Source organism: Robinsoniella sp. KNHs210 (assembly GCF_000686105.1).
In the GTDB taxonomy this organism is placed as follows: Bacteria; Bacillota; Clostridia; order Lachnospirales; family Lachnospiraceae; genus Robinsoniella; species Robinsoniella peoriensis.
This window is the reverse complement of the sequence record NZ_JMLZ01000002.1, coordinates 61,862-81,716: the sequence shown is the minus strand read 5'-3', so window position 1 is coordinate 81,716 and position 19,855 is coordinate 61,862. Positions and strand designations below refer to the sequence as shown.

The following is a 19,855-nucleotide window of genomic DNA, read 5'->3' as shown; positions in this document are numbered from 1 at the left end:
CTACTGGCATACCTTCTATTTTTTTATCACAATCCTTTTTACTTTACTGTACTTTCCATAGATTTTCTTACCGCAGGAATCCTTTTTATAAGCCCGGACTTTTACGTAATAGGTTCTGCCCTTTTTCAGCTTACTGATTTTCTTGCTCGTTTTCGTCGTGTTTACTGATTTTCTGCTCTTTTTGAAAGATGCGTTTTCTGCATAACAGATCTGATATCCGCCTGCTCCCTTCACATCCTTTATTTTTACAGCCAGCTGCCTTTTCTTTGAATTGGACAGTTTAATGGAACTTACCCTGGCAGTGCTTACCTTTGACCAATGTGCATACAGTGTCTGCTTCTTTTGAAGTGATACTACGGAACCTGAAGTTATTTTCTTTCCTCCTGTTTTCGCTGTATACCACCCTTTAAATGCATATTTGGATCTCTTTGGGGTTGGCAGACTGCCGTAACGGTTCCCATTTTTTACCCTAAAGGACGATATGTCTGTCTTGCCTCCGTTACCATTCAGGATAACCTGAAATTCCGAAATCTTTTTTGTGGTAACTGACAAAACCTGACTTAATGGACTCGCTTTATAAATTTCATTTTCTTTCGACCTAGCATGAACCCGATAATTTGTATTAGGCTTCAGACCTGAGAATACACCGCCGTTCTGCCACCTTTTTCCTCCATCAATGGAGTATTCCAGACCATTCACCGTTCTTATGGTAACCGCAGTCTCCGTTATTCCTATAGATACGGGCGCCGCAGGCGCCACGGCATTACGTTTGTCAGTTCTCACATCCAATGCCTGGCTTACCGGACTTTCCATTTTGTCTGCTGTCCTGCATAACCGGGTTATAACCCGGTAGATACGATTTGGTACAAGTCCGCTGAACGTACTGCCCCGCTGCCAGTTCTTGCCTTCGTTAATAGAATACTCCTGACCGCTCATTTCCTTTATTGTTATAAAGTCACTTCCTGCAGATTTCAGCTGCGGTACATCCGGCGCTTCTGCCGAAGACTGCAGCGTAAGAACCGGTAAAGGTTCGCTGACAGCACTTTCCATCACTGTATCGGTCTCCGCCTGCTTTGTAAAAATATAGTACCATGCCTGATCTTCCAATCGTTCAAATATTCCGCTGCTCTGCCAAATGAGTGCATCCCCATTTATGCTGCTTTCTGTTGTAATCGCATAGACCTGCCCCGGTACTGTATTTACTATAATGCTGTGATCCAATCGCCCGGCTGCTTCCGGTGCCGCTGGCGCTTGGGGCGCACTATCTTTCGTTCGCAAGGACAATACTTCACTGGTATTTCCTGCCGCAGTTTTTCCGTTTTCTGCTATGCGTGTGGCAATCTCATACTCAGTTCCAGGTTCCAGTCTTTCGAATAATCCGCTGTCCTGCCATTGGGCGAACTCCGTTTCCCCCGAAACTTTTATACTGTATTCCTGGCCTGGCTGGGTTTCCACTTCCACAGATATATCTGTACGTTTTATCACTACAGGCGCAGAAACTGCATCTGGCGCCACTTTCATGGTCTCTGCCACTAGCCCTTCGCTCACTTTTCCGGGCATTTCCGTCTCTGTTCCCGATTTCCTTGCAAAGATCAGATATTCCGTCTCCGGCTGTAACCCTGTAAAAATTCCAGATTCCTGCCAGTTTGCACCATCATTTATGAAATTCTCCGGTTTATTTGCAGCAGCATTTAAAGCATCATCTCCTGCACTTGATAACACATCTATGACCTCTTCCCCACTTACTTGGTCTATTAATATATATTCTTGCCCCGGTCTTGCCTGGACTGTTATACTATTATCCGTTGCATATAATAACTGCGGTTTTTCCACAGCCGCCGGCGGCTCCACCTTTGTTCTTGCCTGTGCCGGATTACCTGCACTGCTTGCCATGGCAGTATCCGTTTCACAGATTCTGGCTATGATATCGTATTCCGTTTCCGGGTTCAGTCCTTCAAAAATGCCTTCTGCCTGCCATTCCCCGTAATTATCTTCCGCTGACAGCTTAATGGCATATTCCTGCCCCGGCACTGTCTGAACCGTAATTTTCCTGTCCAGCCTTTCCAGGACAGCCGGTGCGTCCGGTGCCTGAGGCGGCGCATTCTTGGTTCGCACATGCAGAGGAACGGACGGTTTGCTGGCAGCGGTATCCTCTGTTTCAGCAAATCTCGTAATTACCTGATAATCTGTACCAGGGAGTAATCCTTCAAACAGTCCGCTAAATCCGCCTTCTGTCTGTTCAGCCATCTTCCAGTTTCCTCCATTGTCAATGGAATACTCCTGCCCATACACAACTTTCACCACAATACTATAATCCGTCACTGCATCCGGTAACTCAGCGATTTCAGCCTGTGCAGGTGGATTTTGTGCGCTTTTTTTCGTTTCAGCCACAACATAATAAGCATTTCCAATGTGATTTACCGGCGCCTGAAGGCCATCTTCCATATCAGAAATCTCGGTCAGGAGACGATCCTCCGTAACCCTTACCGCAAATAGCCTGGTTCTGTCCTCCTCATATTCCAGAGGCTTTGGAAAATGCAGCACGACATTTTCTTCACTGGATAAAGAAATTTCATTTCCGTCTGCGGTAGTACTGATTGCATAAACAGTAAATAATCTGCCCCCGATCCTGCTCAGGCTCTCACGGATCTCATCATAGATTCCTTCTTCCATATCACAGACCCGTGCGCTGAAATTCACACCTTTTGGCAGATAACTGCGGCTGTCAGTCAATGTCACCCCGTTATCCGTTAATACCGTATCCGGGACAGTAAACCGATACTTGTAGCAGATGCTGCCGGACTGGCCTTTTCCCACAACCGTCACAATTTTATCCTCGAAAGCCGATCTGGGAATTGCATCCTCCCCATTATAAATCTGATCGTCTATCTGTATTTCAACTTCACCCTGATCTTCCAAAACCGGATGTATCCTTACAAATGCAGAAGCAGGCGGCAAGGTAATCTGAACTTCCTGTGAATCCGACACTTCTGCGCTGATTCCGCTTTCGATTTCCTGCATACGGGAATCCAGGCTGTCAACCGTAACCGACTTTACCCTGGCGGTAACTGCATTATCAACTGTAAATGCTTTGATCATAACATTTCCGGAATACACATTGTTACTTTTATATGGATTTTCGGCTAAATCCGTCCAGCCATTTCCCTGATTCCAGAAACTTTGCCCTTTCTCTACCTTAGCATTCGTAAAAGCTTCACCTCCGAACACAGGTGACGTAGATGCAAGTTCCAGAGGTACGTAGCTTCCCTTATCTCCGGTGATTAACTGTACCACGGAAAACTGGTCGCCCGTCTGCAGAAGAAGAGGTTTCTCTAATTCTAAGGTATGGTATCCTCCATAGGAAACGGTTTCTGTCTGTTCTGCCACAAGCATTCCACTCTGTGGATTATCCCCCTCAGGATTTTTATAAACCTGAACCCGGACCTCTGATCCTGGCTCTGTGGTAACTGCGGAAACAGCCTTTAATGTTTCATATGCCCCCGCTGTAAATACGTTTGCAACCATCACCTTACTTTGAGGATATCTCAATATACCATAAACGCTTTTCATTCCTAAAAAATCATACTGATAATTGTGATCATACCGGTAATTTCCCTCATTATCCGGCAGATCCAGATAAAAACTGGTGAATTCACAGATAGACTGGTCATAATAAGACAAATAAAAACAGCCTTCATTTCCCCAGTTTTTGCCCCAGCTATTTTTCACGATCCACGCTCCGTTTCCCGGAGGACGGCGGTTCGGCAGAAAATTGTCTGCTGAATAGTCATCATCCCACCCTACTATGGATACCTCATGATTGGCTGTTAAATACTGATCCGTATACTGAGCATAAGTTTTATTGTTAATATAAGTGCCATTGACCGAAGTCTGATCCGGTCTGCTCTGATCTGCATAATACGATACATCCACTGCCCCGTTATTCATCAGAGCCTTTTTTATTGTATTAACTGCATCCCGGTCCAGCCTATATCCGCTCTTTGCAACATAGTTATCAAAAACAGCCGTTCCGGGAAGAAAATCTGCATTTTGCAGATGTCCAGCGGAATCGTAAAGTTTTTCCTTATCCACCGACCAGACCTGTGATTTTCCTGTCAGGTAGGGCACTTGCGATTCCAACTCCACGCCTGCCCAGGAAGACAAAAGTCCGGTAGCTATCTGACGGTTTCCTCCTACGTCAAAAGGCTGCCCCTTTGAGGAAATAATTCCTTCCCCTTCCTGCTGCTGATAGGAAAACCAGGTCAGATGTCTTTCTGAATAGTCCGGGATTTCTGCATTCGTACTTCTACTCCCACTTGCCTGTACCATAACAGAACTTTCCATAGCAGAAAGTGTCCCAAATGCCCAGCAGCTGCCCCAGGGACTCTGGTTCTTGACAGGGGAAGCCAACGTCTGCTGCCGCAGATCAAACTGCTGTGGCAAAACAGATCTGGTCCTGCGTCTGCTTCTCCCCTCATAATTATAAAACTGCTGGTCAATTCCGCTTGGGATATGCCCCATATCAGAAATTTCCGGTTTCTGGTCACTGCCCAGTCTTTCCGGCGTCTCATTCTCAGCAAACGCTGTCAGTGAAACAGCCGATAAGAAAAATAGGGAAAGTGCTGCCGTCTGTGTAAATTTACCGATATACTGTAATAATTTTTTCTCTTTCAAAAAATCCCCCCTTACAAAAAATCTGCCTTTTCAAACGCAATATCCAACATCCCAACAGCCTCTTCAATCTGAGCTATGTTCTTTGGCCCATAGAGCGGCACACAAAAAGTGTCCTGCTGTGTAAAAAAGCCCAATACAACCTGGGAAACAGTAGCGCTGTATTTTCCGGTAAGTAATTTTACCCGTTCTGCCATCTCCACATTTTCTTTTACAAAATAAGGACTGTCCTTTACTGCTTCTGCACCATGGGTTATATACTTGTGAAAGAATCCCCCGCAGACACCCATATAAGGCATCAGTACATTATTGGCATTCTCCTTGTGATAAGACAACATTTCCTCATCCACTTTCACCATCGTATCATCCGGCAATGGTTTCATAAAACAAGATCCCAGATTATAAAGTGCCTGATTTGCAGCAAATCCCCGATATCCCATCTTTTTACAATATGCATCCGCCTCTTGCATACGTTTGGCGGACCAGTTAGAACAGCCATAATAACGGATTTTCCCCTCTCTCACAAACTGTTCCATTACCTCTGTCAATTCTTCCACCGACTGATTTGTATCATCCCGGTGATAAAAATAAAGATCTATGTAATCTGTCTGCAAAGCTCTTAATGAAGCTTCCAGATCATGGCGCATTTCCCCTTTGCCCATACGGCTTAGATGTAAGTCAGGCTTTTCCACCGTCATATCCGGATGACCGCCTTTGGTCACAATTACCGTCTCATGTCTCTTCTTACTTCTGTGAATCCATTCTCCGATCACTCTTTCACTTCTTCCCGTCTCCGGCTTAACCCAGTCAGAATACACTCTTGCCGTATCGATCATATTTCCGCCCAGATATAAAAACGTATCAAAAAGCCTGTCTGCTTCCTGTCCGTCAAAGTTCAACCCGGCTGTAGCTGTACCCAGCCCCAGGGGCAGCACACTCAGGTCTGTATCGGGTATCATGATATTCTTTTTCATAGAATCCTCCTGCTATACTTTGGTTTTCTTTTTATTATAGTTGGTAAAATCTGTTTACACAACCTGAAATCATATCTTACCGGTATCATTATTTTTCGAAATATAAAAGCAGAAAGCCTTCTGTCCGGCCAGGCGCTTCCTGTTACGGAAACTGCCTGTTTGCCGGTTACAGAAGTCTTTCTGCTTTCCATTCCAGTTTAACGATGTAAATTTTCAAACATACTCTACAGCTCGCGCAGCTTTTCTACTACATTTTCAAAATGCATTCCATGAGAAGCCTTAACCAGTACCGTATCACCCTTTTTAATCAATCCCGGCAGGACTTCTGTCAGGCAATCCAGGTTTTCTGCATAGACCACCTCCTGGCAGCCGCCCGCTTCCTTAGCAGCCTGCGCCATATTCTTACTCATTTCTCCCACACAGATCAGGAGATCAATTTTATGTTCTGCCGCATATGCGCCCACTTCTGCGTGGAGCATTGCAGCATCTTCCCCAAGCTCAAACATATCGCCCAGGATTGCAGCTTTCCTCTGTTGTGCATCTTTTAATACGTCTAAAGATGCTTTCATGGAGGATGGACTGGCATTATAACAGTCATCCACGATAGTGATGGTATCTGTCTCAATAATATGGAATCTGCCGCCAAGAGATTCTAACTTCTCAATCCCTGTTTTAATTTCCTCCATGCTAAGCCCCAGGGTTCTTCCCACCGCTGTGGCTGCCAGTGCATTTAGCACCATATGGTATCCGGGAATTGGCACAACTGCCTGAAAGCTTTCCCCTCCGGCATGGATCTCACACTGGATACCCTTAAGACCTCGTGGAATAATGTGATCTGCATAGACTTCCCTACCGCTTTCAACACCGAAGAATATTGGGGTAATCCCCTTTATTTCATTGATCGTGGCAAGTTTATCATCATCTCCGTTTAAGATAATCTTTCCATCTTCGGCAATATAATCAAAAATCTCAGACTTTGCTTTCAGTATCCCATCTCTGCTTTTTAAAAATTCCAGATGGCACAGTCCAATGTTTGTCAGTACACAGATATCCGGCTTTGCCACTTTACTCAGTCTGTGCATTTCTCCAAAGTCACTGATTCCCATTTCCAGAACTGCAATCTCATGTTCCTCTCTTAACCGGAATACGGTCAGAGGCAGACCCAGCTCATTATTAAAATTACCAAGAGTCTTCAGGACCTTATATTTTTCAGCCAATACAGAAGCTATTATTTCCTTTGTGCTGGTCTTGCCAACACTGCCGGTAATACCAACCACTTTCACAGGCAGCTGCTGTCTGTAATACTCCGCAATATCTTTTACCGCCTGCAGAGTCGAATCTACCAGAATGTAAGGACCTGGCTGATTCTCCGGTTTTACTTCCACCAATGCACCACGGGCTCCTTTTTCAAATACCTGGGGAAGGAATCGATGTCCGTCTGCCCGTTCCCCCTTTACCGCAACAAACAGACAGCCGTCTTCTGCTTTACGGCTGTCTGTTGTAATGCTGGTAACCTCTGTTTCACTCTTGTCTTTATCTCCGTAATATATGCCCTGACATACTTTTGCAATCTGACTTAAAGACATATTTTTCATCTCATTTACCAACCTTCCCATGCATCTAGCCGGCTTACCATACTGCGTAAAGAAGCAGCTGCAATCCGGTTTCTATTTCTTTAATGATACTTCAATCAGCTTTTCACACAGATCCGCAAATGACATCCCGAGAGCACCGGCTTCCTGTGGAAGAAGACTGGTAGGAGTCATTCCCGGCAGGGTGTTTGCTTCCAGACAGTACATGTTATTGCTCTCATCCATCAGGAAATCAACCCTGGCATAATTTTCAAGCCGCAATACATGATATGCCATCACCGCATAATCCTGCATTTTTTTCGTAAGATCTGCAGCAAGTTCCGCCGGACAGGTTTCAATGGTACTGCCTGCCTCATATTTATTTTTGTAATCATAGAAGCCCTGTATCGGGGCAATCTCGATGATGGGATACGCTTCACCATCCACAACACCTATAGAGAATTCCCTGCCCTTTACATAGGTCTCAATGATAATTTCATCTTCATAGTGAAAAGCATTCTTTACCGCCTGCTCATATTCTTCCCGGGTATTTGCAATATAAACGCCTACACTGGAACCGCCGCAGCAGGTCTTAACCACACAGGGAAGGCAAATTCCAATTGTTTCCGGTTGTTTCATTCCCTCTGCCTTTTTCAGCATCACACTTTTGGGTGTGGGGACTCCGTTTTCCAGGAACAATTGTTTTGAAATTCCCTTGTCCATAGCCAGTGCACTGCCCAGATATCCGCTGCCGGTATAAGTAATTCCCAGCAGGTCAAATGCTGCCTGAACTTTCCCATTTTCTCCATTTTCTCCATGAAGCGCCAGAAAGACTACATCCGCTGCTTTACAGAGCTCCAGAACCATCGGCCCGAAAAATTCCTTCTGAGTTTTAACAGCCTCTTCCAATTTACTGTCAAAACTTCTCATATATGCTGCAGCCGCATTTACATCATATGCTTCCGTAAACGCACAGTCTGCCTGCAGCCCTGTATTTCCAAAAAACACATCCAGTAAAATAGCACGGTGTCCTTTTTCTCTCAAAGCTTCACACACTTTTGTACCAGATACGATAGAGATTTCTCTCTCCGTACTGATTCCACCTGCCAGTACTACAATATTCATATGCTTCCTCCTGATACTCAATTCTTTTCATTCAATCCGCCGTCTTCATCCCGGCATAATTCTAATATGATTCTTCTTACTATGTTCTATTTTCAGAACCATCTCATTTGGGACATCTTTACAGTGCTGCTCTGTACCCTTATTCTGAGACTTTTTCTTCCTTTTCTACTCTTCGCCATCCGGACTGTCTGGATTTTCCGGAGAAGGAATATCCGTCTGAGGTGTATTCTCACTTTGGGGTGCAGTCGTTTCACTTTCCGGTGTGTTCGTTTCGCTTCCAGGTTTGTTTGTCTCTCCGTCCGGTTTATTTGTTTCACTCTGGGACGTATTACTTTCACTCTGTGGTGTATTCGTCTCCGGAGCAACCGGCGTAACCGGAGTATTAGGCGGAGCCGCTGTTGAACCCTGATAGCAGATAATCGGTGTACCTACTTCTATATTGTCATAGATGACAGATACAATATTAATCGGCGTATTAATGCACCCGTGGGATCCGTGGGTCTTATACCAGTCCCCGCCAAACACAGGCTGCCAGTTGGCATCGTGAATTCCCACGCCGTTGTAATATGGCATCCAGTAACTTACCGGAGTCCTGTAGTCCTCTCCCACAAGTGTTGCATCCCGTTCTTTATCCTGAAGCGTAAAAACTCCAATCGGAGAATCATAGTTTTTGGAAGTGTTACCCGTAACCACATCTGTATCTATTACGAGGTTTCCGTTCTTATAATACCACATATGCTGGAAATTGTAATCAATTTCTACATAGGTATCCCCGATATCATTTTCTCCCCTTGCGAAGGCAGTCTGTGCATAAACAGGCTCACGGGAAACCGATTTCCCTTCCTTTAATATATTCATCAATTCCTTTTTTTCTCCATCCCGGTCGATCTGCCATCCGTAGGTAACATTCTGAATGGTGACATGCTCCCCGCGGGATGTTTTAAAAGGCTGGGAACGTCCATAGGTATCATAATCATCTGCCAGACGATCCACATAATCACTGACTTCGCTTTCATTGAAGGTAATATTATTATTCACATCCAGGCTCATCCACTGGTTGATCGTATCGCTGCTGATAACCTCCTGATCACTTCCAAACTCATATGTAACTGTCATATTTGAATACTTATTCAGTACTTCAACTTTCTTTGTCAGACTCTCGTCCGTTGCATAAACTGCAGGTTTCAGATAACAGTCATTCTCAACCAGATCCAGTTTGGCATCACCCTCGTCCACAGCTTTTACCAGCAGTTCAAATACCTTTTCTTTATCCAGTTCATTTCCCGCTACCTCGTTTTCAACGCGGTAACCTGTACCGGCCTGTACAATCTTTGCATCTTCCGGTTTTACTATTTTTGTCTCATCAAAAAATTCCAGTTTTTCCATGCTGCTGCGAAGTGCTTCCTTATCATAAGTCGTTTTGGCAACCATGCTGTAACTCTCCGGATTAAAATAAGCATACAGCCACACCAGAGGATTCTGGCTGTCTTTGAGGGCCTGCACCTGACCGTTTGCAACATAGGCAAAGTTCATACGTGCGCCGCTGATGCTTCCTTCTTTCCCATCCATCCCCACTATGGTGATACTGTAATCCTGCACTTTATTCGCTATCATATTTTCTGCTTCTTCCACTGTCTTGGAGGAGCAGTCAATTCCATTAATAATTGATCCCGGGAAAAAGTGTTTCATAAAATATACACTTACCCCCATATAAATTGCAATCATGACAAGCACATAAATAATCGCGCCTATTAATAACATCTTTCGTGATTTTCTCATATTAATTTTCCTTTGCATGTTCATTTTTGTGGCATACACAATTTATCCGTACCTGTTCAGTATCTTCACAGGTATGAGCAAAAATCCATTTTAAATTCGCATATGGCGATGGGATTTTTGCCTGATGTCCCCATATTTTCTCAAGATCAGCGCAGTAAATGCGCAGACCTGCTGAATAGCTACATTTATTCTACCACGTCTCTGCCATTTGTAAATAAACTTCAGGAAATATTAATATAGAGAACGGGAATTTTTAAAATTTCTGCCGCTGCTGCAAAGAAAAGGCCGCAGCCCGTAATACAGGGGCTGCAGCCGGATAATTCTTATTTACTTTCCAATATTTTGTCAATACTTACCAGTTTTACACTGAGCACGAAAATGTCGGTTGCCACTGCCAGCTCTTCCGGAGTAGGATAAGAAGGTGCAATACGGATATTGCTGTCCTGAGGATCTTTTCCATATGGGAAGGTTGCGCCTGCTCCTGTCATAACAAGTCCGGCATCTTTTGCTTTAGCAACGATTGCCTTAGCACATCCCGGAAGTGCATCAAAGGAAATGAAGTATCCGCCTCTTGGACGAATCCAGGTTCCGATCTCTAAACCGCCCAATTCCGATTCCAGTCCGTTAATTACTGCTTCAAATTTCGGACGCATAATGTCTGCATGTTTTTTCATGTGTTCAACCATACCGTGAATATCTTTGAAGTAACGCACATGTCTTAACTGGTTTAATTTATCATGTCCGATGGTCTGAATTGTCATCTGCCTTCTGATCGCTTCTAAGTTTGCAGGAGATGCTGCAATTGCTGCCACACCGGAACCCGGAAAACTGACTTTTGAAGTGGAACAGAATTTATAAACCATATCCGGATTCCCTGCTTTTTTACATTCCATCAGGATTTCAATCAGGTTATCCTGTTTGTCATCATATAAATGGTGGATGCCGTATGCATTATCCCAGAAAATCCGAAAATCTTTTGCTGCCGGCTGTAAACGTGCAAATCTTCTTACTGTTTCATCTGAATAGGTAATGCCCTGTGGATTAGAGTACTTTGGCACACACCAGATACCCTTGATCGCTTCATCTTCGCTTACCAGCTTTTCTACCATATCCATATCCGGTCCATCCATCGTCATGGGAACGTTGATCATTTCAATCCCGAAATATTCGGTAATTAAGAAATGTCTGTCATATCCCGGTACCGGACATAAGAATTTTACTTTATCTAATTTACACCATGGAGTACTTCCCATAACCCCGTGAGTCATGGAACGGGCAATAGTATCAAACATAATGTTCAGGCTGGAGTTTCCGTGGATAATAATCTGGTTTGCCGGTACTTCTGTCATATCAGCCAGTAATTCCTGTGCTTCCGGAATTCCGTCCAATACGCCATAGTTTCTGCAATCAACTCCCGCTCTGCATTTCAAGTCAGAACTGCTGTTTAAAACATCCATCATCCCCATAGCCAGGTCTAACTGTGCTGCGGAAGGTTTTCCACGGGACATATCTAATTGTAAGCCTTTTTCCTTAATTTCCTGGAAGCGTGCTTCCAACTCTGCTTTTTCCTGTAACAGTTCCTCTTTGCTCATTTCCATATACGTTGCCATAATAGTCCTCCTCGTTTCGGCTTTGTCTTTTTCTGAGATACATTTGTGCGTCCTACAAACATATTCTATCGCTATCTGCTATTTTATTACTACCGTCCACATTCGTCAAGTCTTTTTTTCACTTTTATACCGGGCAATTTGGACGGCATCTTCGATTTCCAGATCTCGTTCTCCTGCCAATGACTCCAAATGGTGTCTGAATTCGTGCAAAATAGTCTTACGGAGTTTCTCTTTCAGCCTTTCTTTCGGCAATGTGCCATAAATCCGCTGAAAAGACCCATAGTATATCACAACGTACCTTCCCAGAAAAGGATTCCTGCAATACTGACCCATGATGCTCAATTCTCTGCCAACGCTCTCCGGGTGGCGCTTCTCTTCTTCCTTTAAGATAACACCTCCGCTTAATTCCCGGAAAAATTCTTCCGGAAGTGTGGCTACTATTTCAGACATCATCTCTTCAAATTCCTCGATGGTTACCATGCAGTCCCTCCTTTGCCAGGTATTATTCAAACAGTTCCTTTATTTTAAGATCATTTTTAATATCTTAAAATAGATCCCTTTATATGGAGGGTACCGAAACGGCAGATCAAGCCATCCCGCTTTTTTTAAAATACTCTTCTTGTGAGAAAAGGTCTCAAAACTATCCTTCCCGTGATATCCTCCCATTCCGCTGTCGCCAACACCTCCAAAAGGCATATGGGAACTTGCCAGATGCATTACCGTATCGTTGATACATCCTCCTCCAAAAGAAGTATGCTGCAGAAAATAATTTTCGCGCTTTCTGCTGCAGGTGAAATAATAAGCCGCCAGGGGTTTTGGCCGCCTGGATACCATCCGTATCGCTTCCTGAAGTGTCCGAAAAGTCAGTACCGGCATCACCGGACCAAAAATTTCCTCCTGCATTACCGGTGACTGCCACGTTATTTCATCCAGGATAGTAGGGGCAATCTGCAGTTTATCCGGATTCCCGGTTCCTCCTGCTATTACTTTTTCCCCTTCTATCAGACCCATTATTCGTCTGTAGTGTTTTTCATTTACGATCCTGGTATAAATCTCCACCCCATCTACCGGCTTTTGATAAAGCTTTTCAATATAGCCTTTCATATAGGCTAGAAGCGGCTCCTTTACCTCTTCCTGGACCAGAAGGTAATCCGGAGCTACACATGTCTGTCCGGAGTTCAGATATTTCCCCCAGACAATCCGTTTTGCAGCAAGTTTTAAATCAGCCGTTTCATCCACAATACAAGGACTTTTTCCGCCAAGTTCCAGACTTACGGGGGTAAGGTTTTTGGATGCTGCCTCCATAACCATTTTCCCCACCTGCACACTGCCCGTAAAGAAAATATAATCAAAGCGCTGGTTCAAAAGCGACTGGTTCTCCGCTCTGCCGCCCTCTATCACCGCTACATATTTTTCCGGATAAATCTCACCCAGCATTTTCTTCAATAGTCCGGAAACCTCTGGTGAATAATTAGACGGCTTTAAAACAACACAGTTTCCGGCAGCAATAGCTCCTGCCAGGGGATCCAAAGATAACAATACCGGATAATTCCATGGCGACATCACCAGGGTTACACCATAGGGTTCCTGGTAAATGCGGCTGGCTGACGGGAAATTCGCCAGCGATGTCTTTACACGCTTCGGTTTCGCCCATGACTCTACATGGGATTGTATATACTTCACTTCATCCAGGACAAGCCCGATCTCTGTTCCATATGCCTCAAATTCCGGCTTATTCAAATCAGCCTTTAATGCCAGGTAAAGTTCTTTTTCATACTTCTTTATTATTTTCCTAAGTTTACCAAGCTGTTCGATCCGAAATGAGATATCCAGCGTATGCCCTTCCCGAAAAAAAGTTCTTTGTTCTCTTATGATGGATTCTATTGAATTCATAGACATTTTCCCCCTTTCAAATAATAATACAGACCACTTGCTTCATTAAGTAGTATTATAACGAAGATTCTTAACAAACGCAAATAAAACTATTGTTTATTATACCCAACTTCGCTATACTATAATATTGAGAGTTAAAGTGTGAAAGAAAACTGCTTTCACATGATCTATTAATGCAGTATCGCATCTGAGCCTGCGATATGCAGAGGTATAATTTGACAAATGAAAGATTGGGAGGTGATCACACATGGAAACATTTGAGTATGTTGTGGAAGCTATTGACGGAGATTACGCGCATTTAAAGAGAACGGATCAGGAATGCGGCGAGTTAAAACTGACAGCCCGTGCACTTCTGCCGCCGGAAATTATGGAAGGCACCCATCTTCGTCAGGAATTCTTTGAATACACAATTATAGATTAGATAAGAGGTAACGTTAATGAATAACAGTAATGAATTTCTTGGTACAAAAAAAGTCAGCCATCTGATGCTCCAGCTGGCGCTGCCTGCAATTACAGCCCAATTGGTTAACATGCTCTATAATATTGTAGACCGGATCTACATCGGGCATATGCCGGATGTAGGCCCCCTGGCACTGACCGGTGTCGGGCTTTGTTTCCCCATAATTATCCTGATCACGGCTTTCAGCAGTCTGATCGGAATGGGCGGAGCTCCCCAGATCTCTATGAAGATGGGGGAAAATGACATGGATGGGGCGGAAAAGACCCTTGGCAACTGTTTTGTGATGCTTATTGGCCTGGCCGTTGTATTAACTGCTTTTTTCTTAATCTTTGGTGAACCTTTGCTTTTCCTTTTTGGTGCCAGTGAAAATACAATATCCTACTCACTGGATTATATGAATATATACGTCCTGGGAACCATATTTGTTATGACTGCACTTGGGTTAAATTCTTTTATCACTGCACAGGGATTTGCAAAAATCAGTATGATGACCACTATTATCGGTGCCATCATTAATATTGTACTGGATCCGATATTTATCTTCGGCTTTGGCATGGGTGTGAAAGGTGCCGCACTTGCAACAATTTTATCCCAGTGTGTATCCGCAATCTGGGTACTTCGTTTTCTCACCGGGAAGAAAACCATTCTTCGTATTAAAAAAGCGGATTTTAAAATTAACAAAAAGATCATTATTCCGGTGCTGGCACTGGGAGCTTCTCCCTTTATTATGAGCAGCACGGAAAGCCTGCTGAATATATGCTTTAACTCTTCCCTTCAACGTTTTGGAGGCGACCTGGCTGTGGGCGCCATGACCATTCTGGGAAGTATCATGCAGTTTGTCCTGCTTCCTTTACAGGGGTTGTCACAGGGAGCCCAGCCAATCATCAGTTATAATTACGGAGCCCGCAAACTGGATCGTGTAAAACACGCTTTTAGACTTTTGTTAATTGCTTCGATCCTATATACATCGGTATTCTGGCTGATTATTATGTTCTTCCCGCACCTGATGCCGTCCTTATTCGCAAGCAGTCAGGAACTGCTGGATATCTCAGCCTGGGCAGCGAGGATCTATGCCGGCGGTGTATTTATGATGGGGGTTCAGATTGCCTGCCAGCAAACCTTTATCGCACTGGGACAGGCCAAAATTTCCCTGTTTTTGGCGCTGCTGCGTAAAATAATTCTGCTGATACCGTTTATTTACATACTGCCGCTGTTTATATCAGACAAAGTTTTTGCTGTATTTCTGGCAGAACCCATTGCCGATATCCTGGCCGCACTTACAACCCTAACGCTGTTTATCCTTAAATTCAAAAAAATTCTCAGGGATCACGCAAAACAAAACCCGGATTCCTGCAATATTGCTTAAATGCGAATTTGAATTGTGCATAGCCAGGTATGCCTGCCATCTGGCGCTCTGCTGCTGAAAAAGAGTGGACTGCAGGATAGAAACATCCTGCAGCCCACTCTTTCAAAAATTGCTCATTCCAAAGCGTCCTCTTATTTAATCCTGCTCAACCCGGTTAAAGAAGCCTTCCTGGCCAATCTCAGCAGTCCGTACCGTAGAACGGTCTTTAAACTGCAGTTCCGGATTCTTGATACTTACCCTTGTATGCGCCGGAACGGAGGAAGTTAAAAAGGCATTACTACCAATTACAGCACCGGTTCCAATTACCGTCTCCCCACCTAATATTGATGCGCCGGAATATACGGTAACATTATCTTCCAGGGTAGGGTGACGCTTTTTATTTCTAAGGCTCTGACCGCCTCTGGTCGATAACGCTCCCAGGGTAACTCCCTGATAGATCTTTACATTATCCCCGATGATTGTTGTCTCACCAATTACGACACCTGTTCCATGATCGATGAAAAAATTCTTTCCGATGGTAGCGCCGGGATGAATGTCGATTCCGGTGAGGTTATGGGCATATTCTGTCATCATGCGGGGAATCAGTGGTACTCCCAGAACATGCAGTTCGTGTGCAATCCTATTGATGGTAACCGCATATACTCCGGGATAAGAGAAGATGATTTCATCCGTATTATATGCCGCCGGGTCCCCATCATAAGCCGCCTGGACATCCGTCGCAAGAATATCCCGCAGTTCCGGAAGTTTTTGGAGAAACTGCAGTACAATTTCCTCTGCTCTTGCTTCCGCCACTTCTTCCGTTAATTCACCGGTAATCTGCTCATGCTGCAATGCTTTGGCTACCTGCTTTTTCAGTTTGTACTGAATATTTTCCAGCAGTTCACCCACATGATATTCAATGGAACTTCCTTTTAAATTCTTCAATTCAAAATACCCCGGGAATAAAACAAAGCGGATCATTTCCAATATTTCAATAGTCATATTTCTATTCAAACGGTTCGTGCAATCAATATTACAAATAACCGGATGCTTCTGATAACTGACCAGTAACGAATCCACTAAATTTTTCATTTCCTCCGGTGTTGCTTTATACATAGTGTTCCTCCTTAAAGCTGCCTGCTTATTTTTGCTTTCGTAATATAATATTGATTATATATCATAAAGTCACTGATTTACAAGCAAAAGTATGGGTTTGTTGATAAAACCTCCACTATTCAGAAAATCGGATTCTTTCAATCATACTTTGTTTTCTGAAATTTTTCATGATTAAATAAGTCAGCAGCAGCTGAATAATAAGTACCACGGCAATCAGAGCAGCCGTCTGCATAGCAGGATAATGGTAACTGATAATCCCAAACATGCGGTCCTTCTTCGCATTCAGGAAGGTCAGATATCCCAGCAGGTTTCCAATCCCCAGAGAAAGTACCAGTGTCCCGGCAGTGTAAAAGATTCCTTCCATCTGAAGCATCCTTACCATCTGCTTTTCCGAGAGTCCGATAGCCTGCATGACCCCCAGTTCTCTTCTCCTTACATAGATACTGTTGATCATGGTGTTCACCAGATTCATGATGCCTACGCCGCCTAAAACAACCATGAAAACATAACACAGCTGAGAAAGAAGCGCCGTTGTCTTTTTATTCGTACTTACTTCCTCTTCATAGGTCTCCAGTTTAAGAAATTCCTGTCCGTCTGTAATTTCCCGCAGCTGCTTTTCCACATTCTTAAGTTCTTTTTTGTCTGCAGCTATGGACCAGTGGTAATCCATATTGTATCCCCCCAGCTCATCTGCGACTGATTTCGGGAGCAGAAAGTTGCAAAACTGATTTAAACTATAGGGCATATCAGCAACCGCCGCAACTTCAAATGACTTCTCAATACTGTTGTCTCCATTTCCCACAATTATGCGGATTGTATCACCTAACTTCCAATCGGGTGCCCAGTGCTGCATATTTTCATCCATAATAATTTTGTCACCCTGGAGCAAATCCTCATAGGTGCAGTTTCCCTCCACAATACTCTTTTCCATTTCGTCTGCATATTCTTCCGGTATTCCAATAATACGCGTATTCCAAAGCTCTTCCCCGTCTTTCAGATCCTTTAGCCGGACTTCTGCTTCACTGGATTTTGTGATCTTTTTCACTCCCGGGATGCCGGCGATTTTCTTTTCCATTTCCCCATTTAACGGATTATTCTGGCAGATTGCAGTCCATTCCCGTTCCGGATGCATTTTATCACCTCTGGAACTGTCAATAGATACCTCGAAATCATCAAACATGGCAGCTCTTGCAATCTCTACCGGATCCGCACAGGATAAAACTGTGGAAAGCACCATATATAAAATACCCGTCAGACTCAGCGTGATGATTGTCATTACTGTTCGTTTCTTATTCCGTGAGAGGTTTGCTCCGGTTAAATGTACAAGCCGCATCTCCGAATGGCCTTTTCTTCCTTTTTTCCGGGTCTTCATGCTGCCGTCATACCGCATGGCCTCTACCGGAGATATCTTAGCGGCAATCTGCATGGGACGAACCATGGAAACTGCAGCGGTAAGCAGCGTTACAGCCAATGCCATAATATAAATCCATGCTTTAAATATAGGAACATCATGCTGATCGATCAGCTGCCTGACTGCAATTCCTATGGTATCATCCGGTGAGTAAACCGTCATCAAATACCTGAATCCTACAAACGATAATATACTCCCAATGATCAGTCCGATGGGGATTGCCGCAGCTGCCACCAGCATTCCTTCCCGAAATACAATCTGACGGATCTGACGTTTGGTGGCACCCAGCGCTTTAATCTTACCAAATTCCTGTACTTTATAAATCATGGAAATGTAATAGATGCTGTATATGGTCATGATGCCTGCAAAAATCACCACCAGAAGAATAGCCGCAACTCCTGCGTAAAACGCAGGGTCCACATAATTAGCCAACAGATATTCCGAGTTATCCGCTATATCTGCTTCCACAATTCCCACGTCTGCCGCCAAATCCCGGTAGACATTTTTAATTTGATCTTTTGTCATGGAATCCGCTCCTGAGACCCGGAACAGAACCCTGTATTTCCGTTCCTTCACAGGCTGTACCCGCTCCATAAAGTCTTTGGAAACCAGCGCTGAATAAACTTTCAGTTCCTTTTGCTCTTTCGACGTAGGCAGCAGTCCGCTAATGAGAAAATCTTCTCTCTTCTCATAACCGATACCGCCTGTCTCTATGGGCTGATATGGCAGTTCAATGGTATCACCTACACCTGCTTCTATGCCCATTGCCTCTAAAAGTCCGGAAGAAACTGCTATTTCATTTCCGCCCTTTGGAAAATTTCCTTTTTCCAATTCCATTTTACCAAGTCTCAAAGCCTCGTCATCCATATAACACAGCATTCCGGATCCTTCCGGTATAGAAATCTGTGCCGGGTCCTGCCGCAGACCCATGGTCTCAATCTCAGCCCGGTGGGAAATCTCCTCTGCTGTTTGGAAATCTACATTTCGGTACATCCCGTGAAAGGTAGGAAAAACTTTATTGATAGCAGCCATTTGAACATCTATGGTTCCAAAACCCACTGTAGGAATGACAAATATAAGTATGGTAGTAAGAACAATTGCTATACCGGCTAATATATTTTTTCCCTTATTTTGTTTCAGGTTGGACAGCGCTGTTTTATTTACTGTGTTCATTGGCTCACCACCTTACCGTCCTCGATGACCAGAATCCGGTCTGCCATCTGGGCAATGGTCTCATCATGGGTAATCATCACCAATGTCTGCCCATATTCATTTACACAAGCCTTCAGCAGGGAAATCACTTCCAGCTCCGTTTTGGAATCCAGATTTCCTGTCGGCTCATCCGCCAGTATAATCGCCGGTTTTGCCGCCAGGGCACGGGCTATCGCTACTCTTTGCTGCTGTCCGCCGGACAGTGTGTTGGGAAGAGACTTCAATTTATCTGAGATTCCAATCCGCTCCGCCAAATCCATTACAAAGTTTCTGTCCACCCTTTTCTTATCCAGCCCCATTGGAAGGACAATATTTTCCCATACGTTAAGCGACGGAATCAGGTTATAGTTCTGGAATATAAATCCGATTTTTCTTCTTCTGAAAACAGCCAGCTGCTCATCTTTTAAATCAAAAACACTTTTCCCCTCAATCAGAATTTTTCCGCTGTCCGGTCGATCCAACGCTCCCAGCATGTGAAGCAGCGTACTCTTTCCGGATCCCGAACGCCCCACTATTGCAGTAAATTCACCTCTCTGGATATTCATGGAGGTATGGTCGATAGCTCTTACCAGACTCTCCCCGCTGCCATAATATTTACACAAATCCCTTATTTCCAGTAACATCGTGCTCATTAGAACTCTCCTTTTCTTCTCTGTTATTCTTCCTTCATCTTACACGCTTATTCTTA

At 44.1% G+C, this 19,855-nt stretch carries 13 protein-coding genes; 2 read left to right on the top strand and 11 right to left on the bottom strand.

The genetic code is table 11. The annotated features are described in order from the left end of the window. Positions 1–15 precede the first annotated feature (15 nt). The 8 genes from CD03_RS0107260 to CD03_RS0107225 form a co-directional block, all read right to left on the bottom strand. Complete coding sequence (locus tag CD03_RS0107260) at positions 16–4,674, bottom strand: lectin like domain-containing protein (RefSeq protein ID WP_027293072.1); 4,659 nt, start codon at positions 4,672–4,674, stop codon at positions 16–18. 11 nt (positions 4,675–4,685) lie between these two features. After that, a complete protein-coding gene (locus tag CD03_RS0107255) occupies positions 4,686–5,645 on the bottom strand; it encodes an aldo/keto reductase (protein WP_027293071.1) in 960 nt (319 codons plus the stop codon). Positions 5,646–5,869: 224 nt separating this feature from the next. Next, positions 5,870–7,240 (bottom strand): UDP-N-acetylmuramoyl-tripeptide--D-alanyl-D-alanine ligase, encoded by a 1,371-nt coding sequence (locus CD03_RS0107250; RefSeq protein WP_027293070.1) that lies wholly within the window; start codon positions 7,238–7,240, stop codon positions 5,870–5,872. Positions 7,241–7,312: 72 nt separating this feature from the next. Beyond that, complete coding sequence (locus tag CD03_RS0107245) at positions 7,313–8,341, bottom strand: D-alanine--D-alanine ligase family protein (protein ID WP_027293069.1); 1,029 nt, start codon at positions 8,339–8,341, stop codon at positions 7,313–7,315. A gap of 165 nt (positions 8,342–8,506) precedes the next feature. Then, entirely contained in the window at positions 8,507–10,120 is a 1,614-nt protein-coding gene (locus CD03_RS32760; RefSeq protein ID WP_052377723.1) for a L,D-transpeptidase family protein, read from the bottom strand. A gap of 323 nt (positions 10,121–10,443) precedes the next feature. Then, a complete protein-coding gene (locus CD03_RS0107235) occupies positions 10,444–11,730 on the bottom strand; it encodes an aminotransferase (protein WP_027293068.1) in 1,287 nt (428 codons plus the stop codon). A 105-nt stretch (positions 11,731–11,835) separates the two neighbouring features. After that, on the bottom strand, positions 11,836–12,210 hold the full coding sequence (locus CD03_RS0107230) for a metallopeptidase family protein (protein WP_027293067.1): 375 nt from the start codon (positions 12,208–12,210) through the stop codon (positions 11,836–11,838). A gap of 39 nt (positions 12,211–12,249) precedes the next feature. Further along, positions 12,250–13,629 carry an aldehyde dehydrogenase gene (locus tag CD03_RS0107225; protein WP_394910391.1) on the bottom strand — a complete coding sequence of 460 codons (1,380 nt, stop codon included), beginning with the start codon at positions 13,627–13,629 and terminating at the stop codon, positions 12,250–12,252. A gap of 241 nt (positions 13,630–13,870) precedes the next feature. Between CD03_RS0107225 and CD03_RS0107220 the strand changes: the two genes are divergently transcribed. Both CD03_RS0107220 and CD03_RS0107215 read left to right on the top strand, forming a co-directional pair. Beyond that, positions 13,871–14,044 carry a hypothetical protein gene (locus CD03_RS0107220; protein ID WP_027293065.1) on the top strand — a complete coding sequence of 58 codons (174 nt, stop codon included), beginning with the start codon at positions 13,871–13,873 and terminating at the stop codon, positions 14,042–14,044. 16 nt (positions 14,045–14,060) lie between these two features. After that, positions 14,061–15,449, top strand: coding sequence for an MATE family efflux transporter (locus CD03_RS0107215; RefSeq protein WP_027293064.1), 1,389 nt, complete (start codon positions 14,061–14,063; stop codon positions 15,447–15,449). A 135-nt stretch (positions 15,450–15,584) separates the two neighbouring features. Here CD03_RS0107215 and epsC read toward each other — a convergent pair whose 3' ends face one another. The 3 genes from epsC to CD03_RS0107200 form a co-directional block, all read right to left on the bottom strand. Next, entirely contained in the window at positions 15,585–16,544 is a 960-nt protein-coding gene (epsC, locus tag CD03_RS0107210) for a serine O-acetyltransferase EpsC (RefSeq protein WP_027293063.1), read from the bottom strand. A 115-nt stretch (positions 16,545–16,659) separates the two neighbouring features. After that, a complete protein-coding gene (locus tag CD03_RS0107205; protein ID WP_027293062.1) occupies positions 16,660–19,128 on the bottom strand; it encodes an ABC transporter permease in 2,469 nt (822 codons plus the stop codon). Beyond that, on the bottom strand, positions 19,125–19,799 hold the full coding sequence (locus tag CD03_RS0107200) for an ABC transporter ATP-binding protein (protein ID WP_197041642.1): 675 nt from the start codon (positions 19,797–19,799) through the stop codon (positions 19,125–19,127). The genes CD03_RS0107205 and CD03_RS0107200 overlap by 4 nt, the downstream gene beginning before the upstream one ends. Between the last annotated feature and the right edge of the window lie 56 nt (positions 19,800–19,855).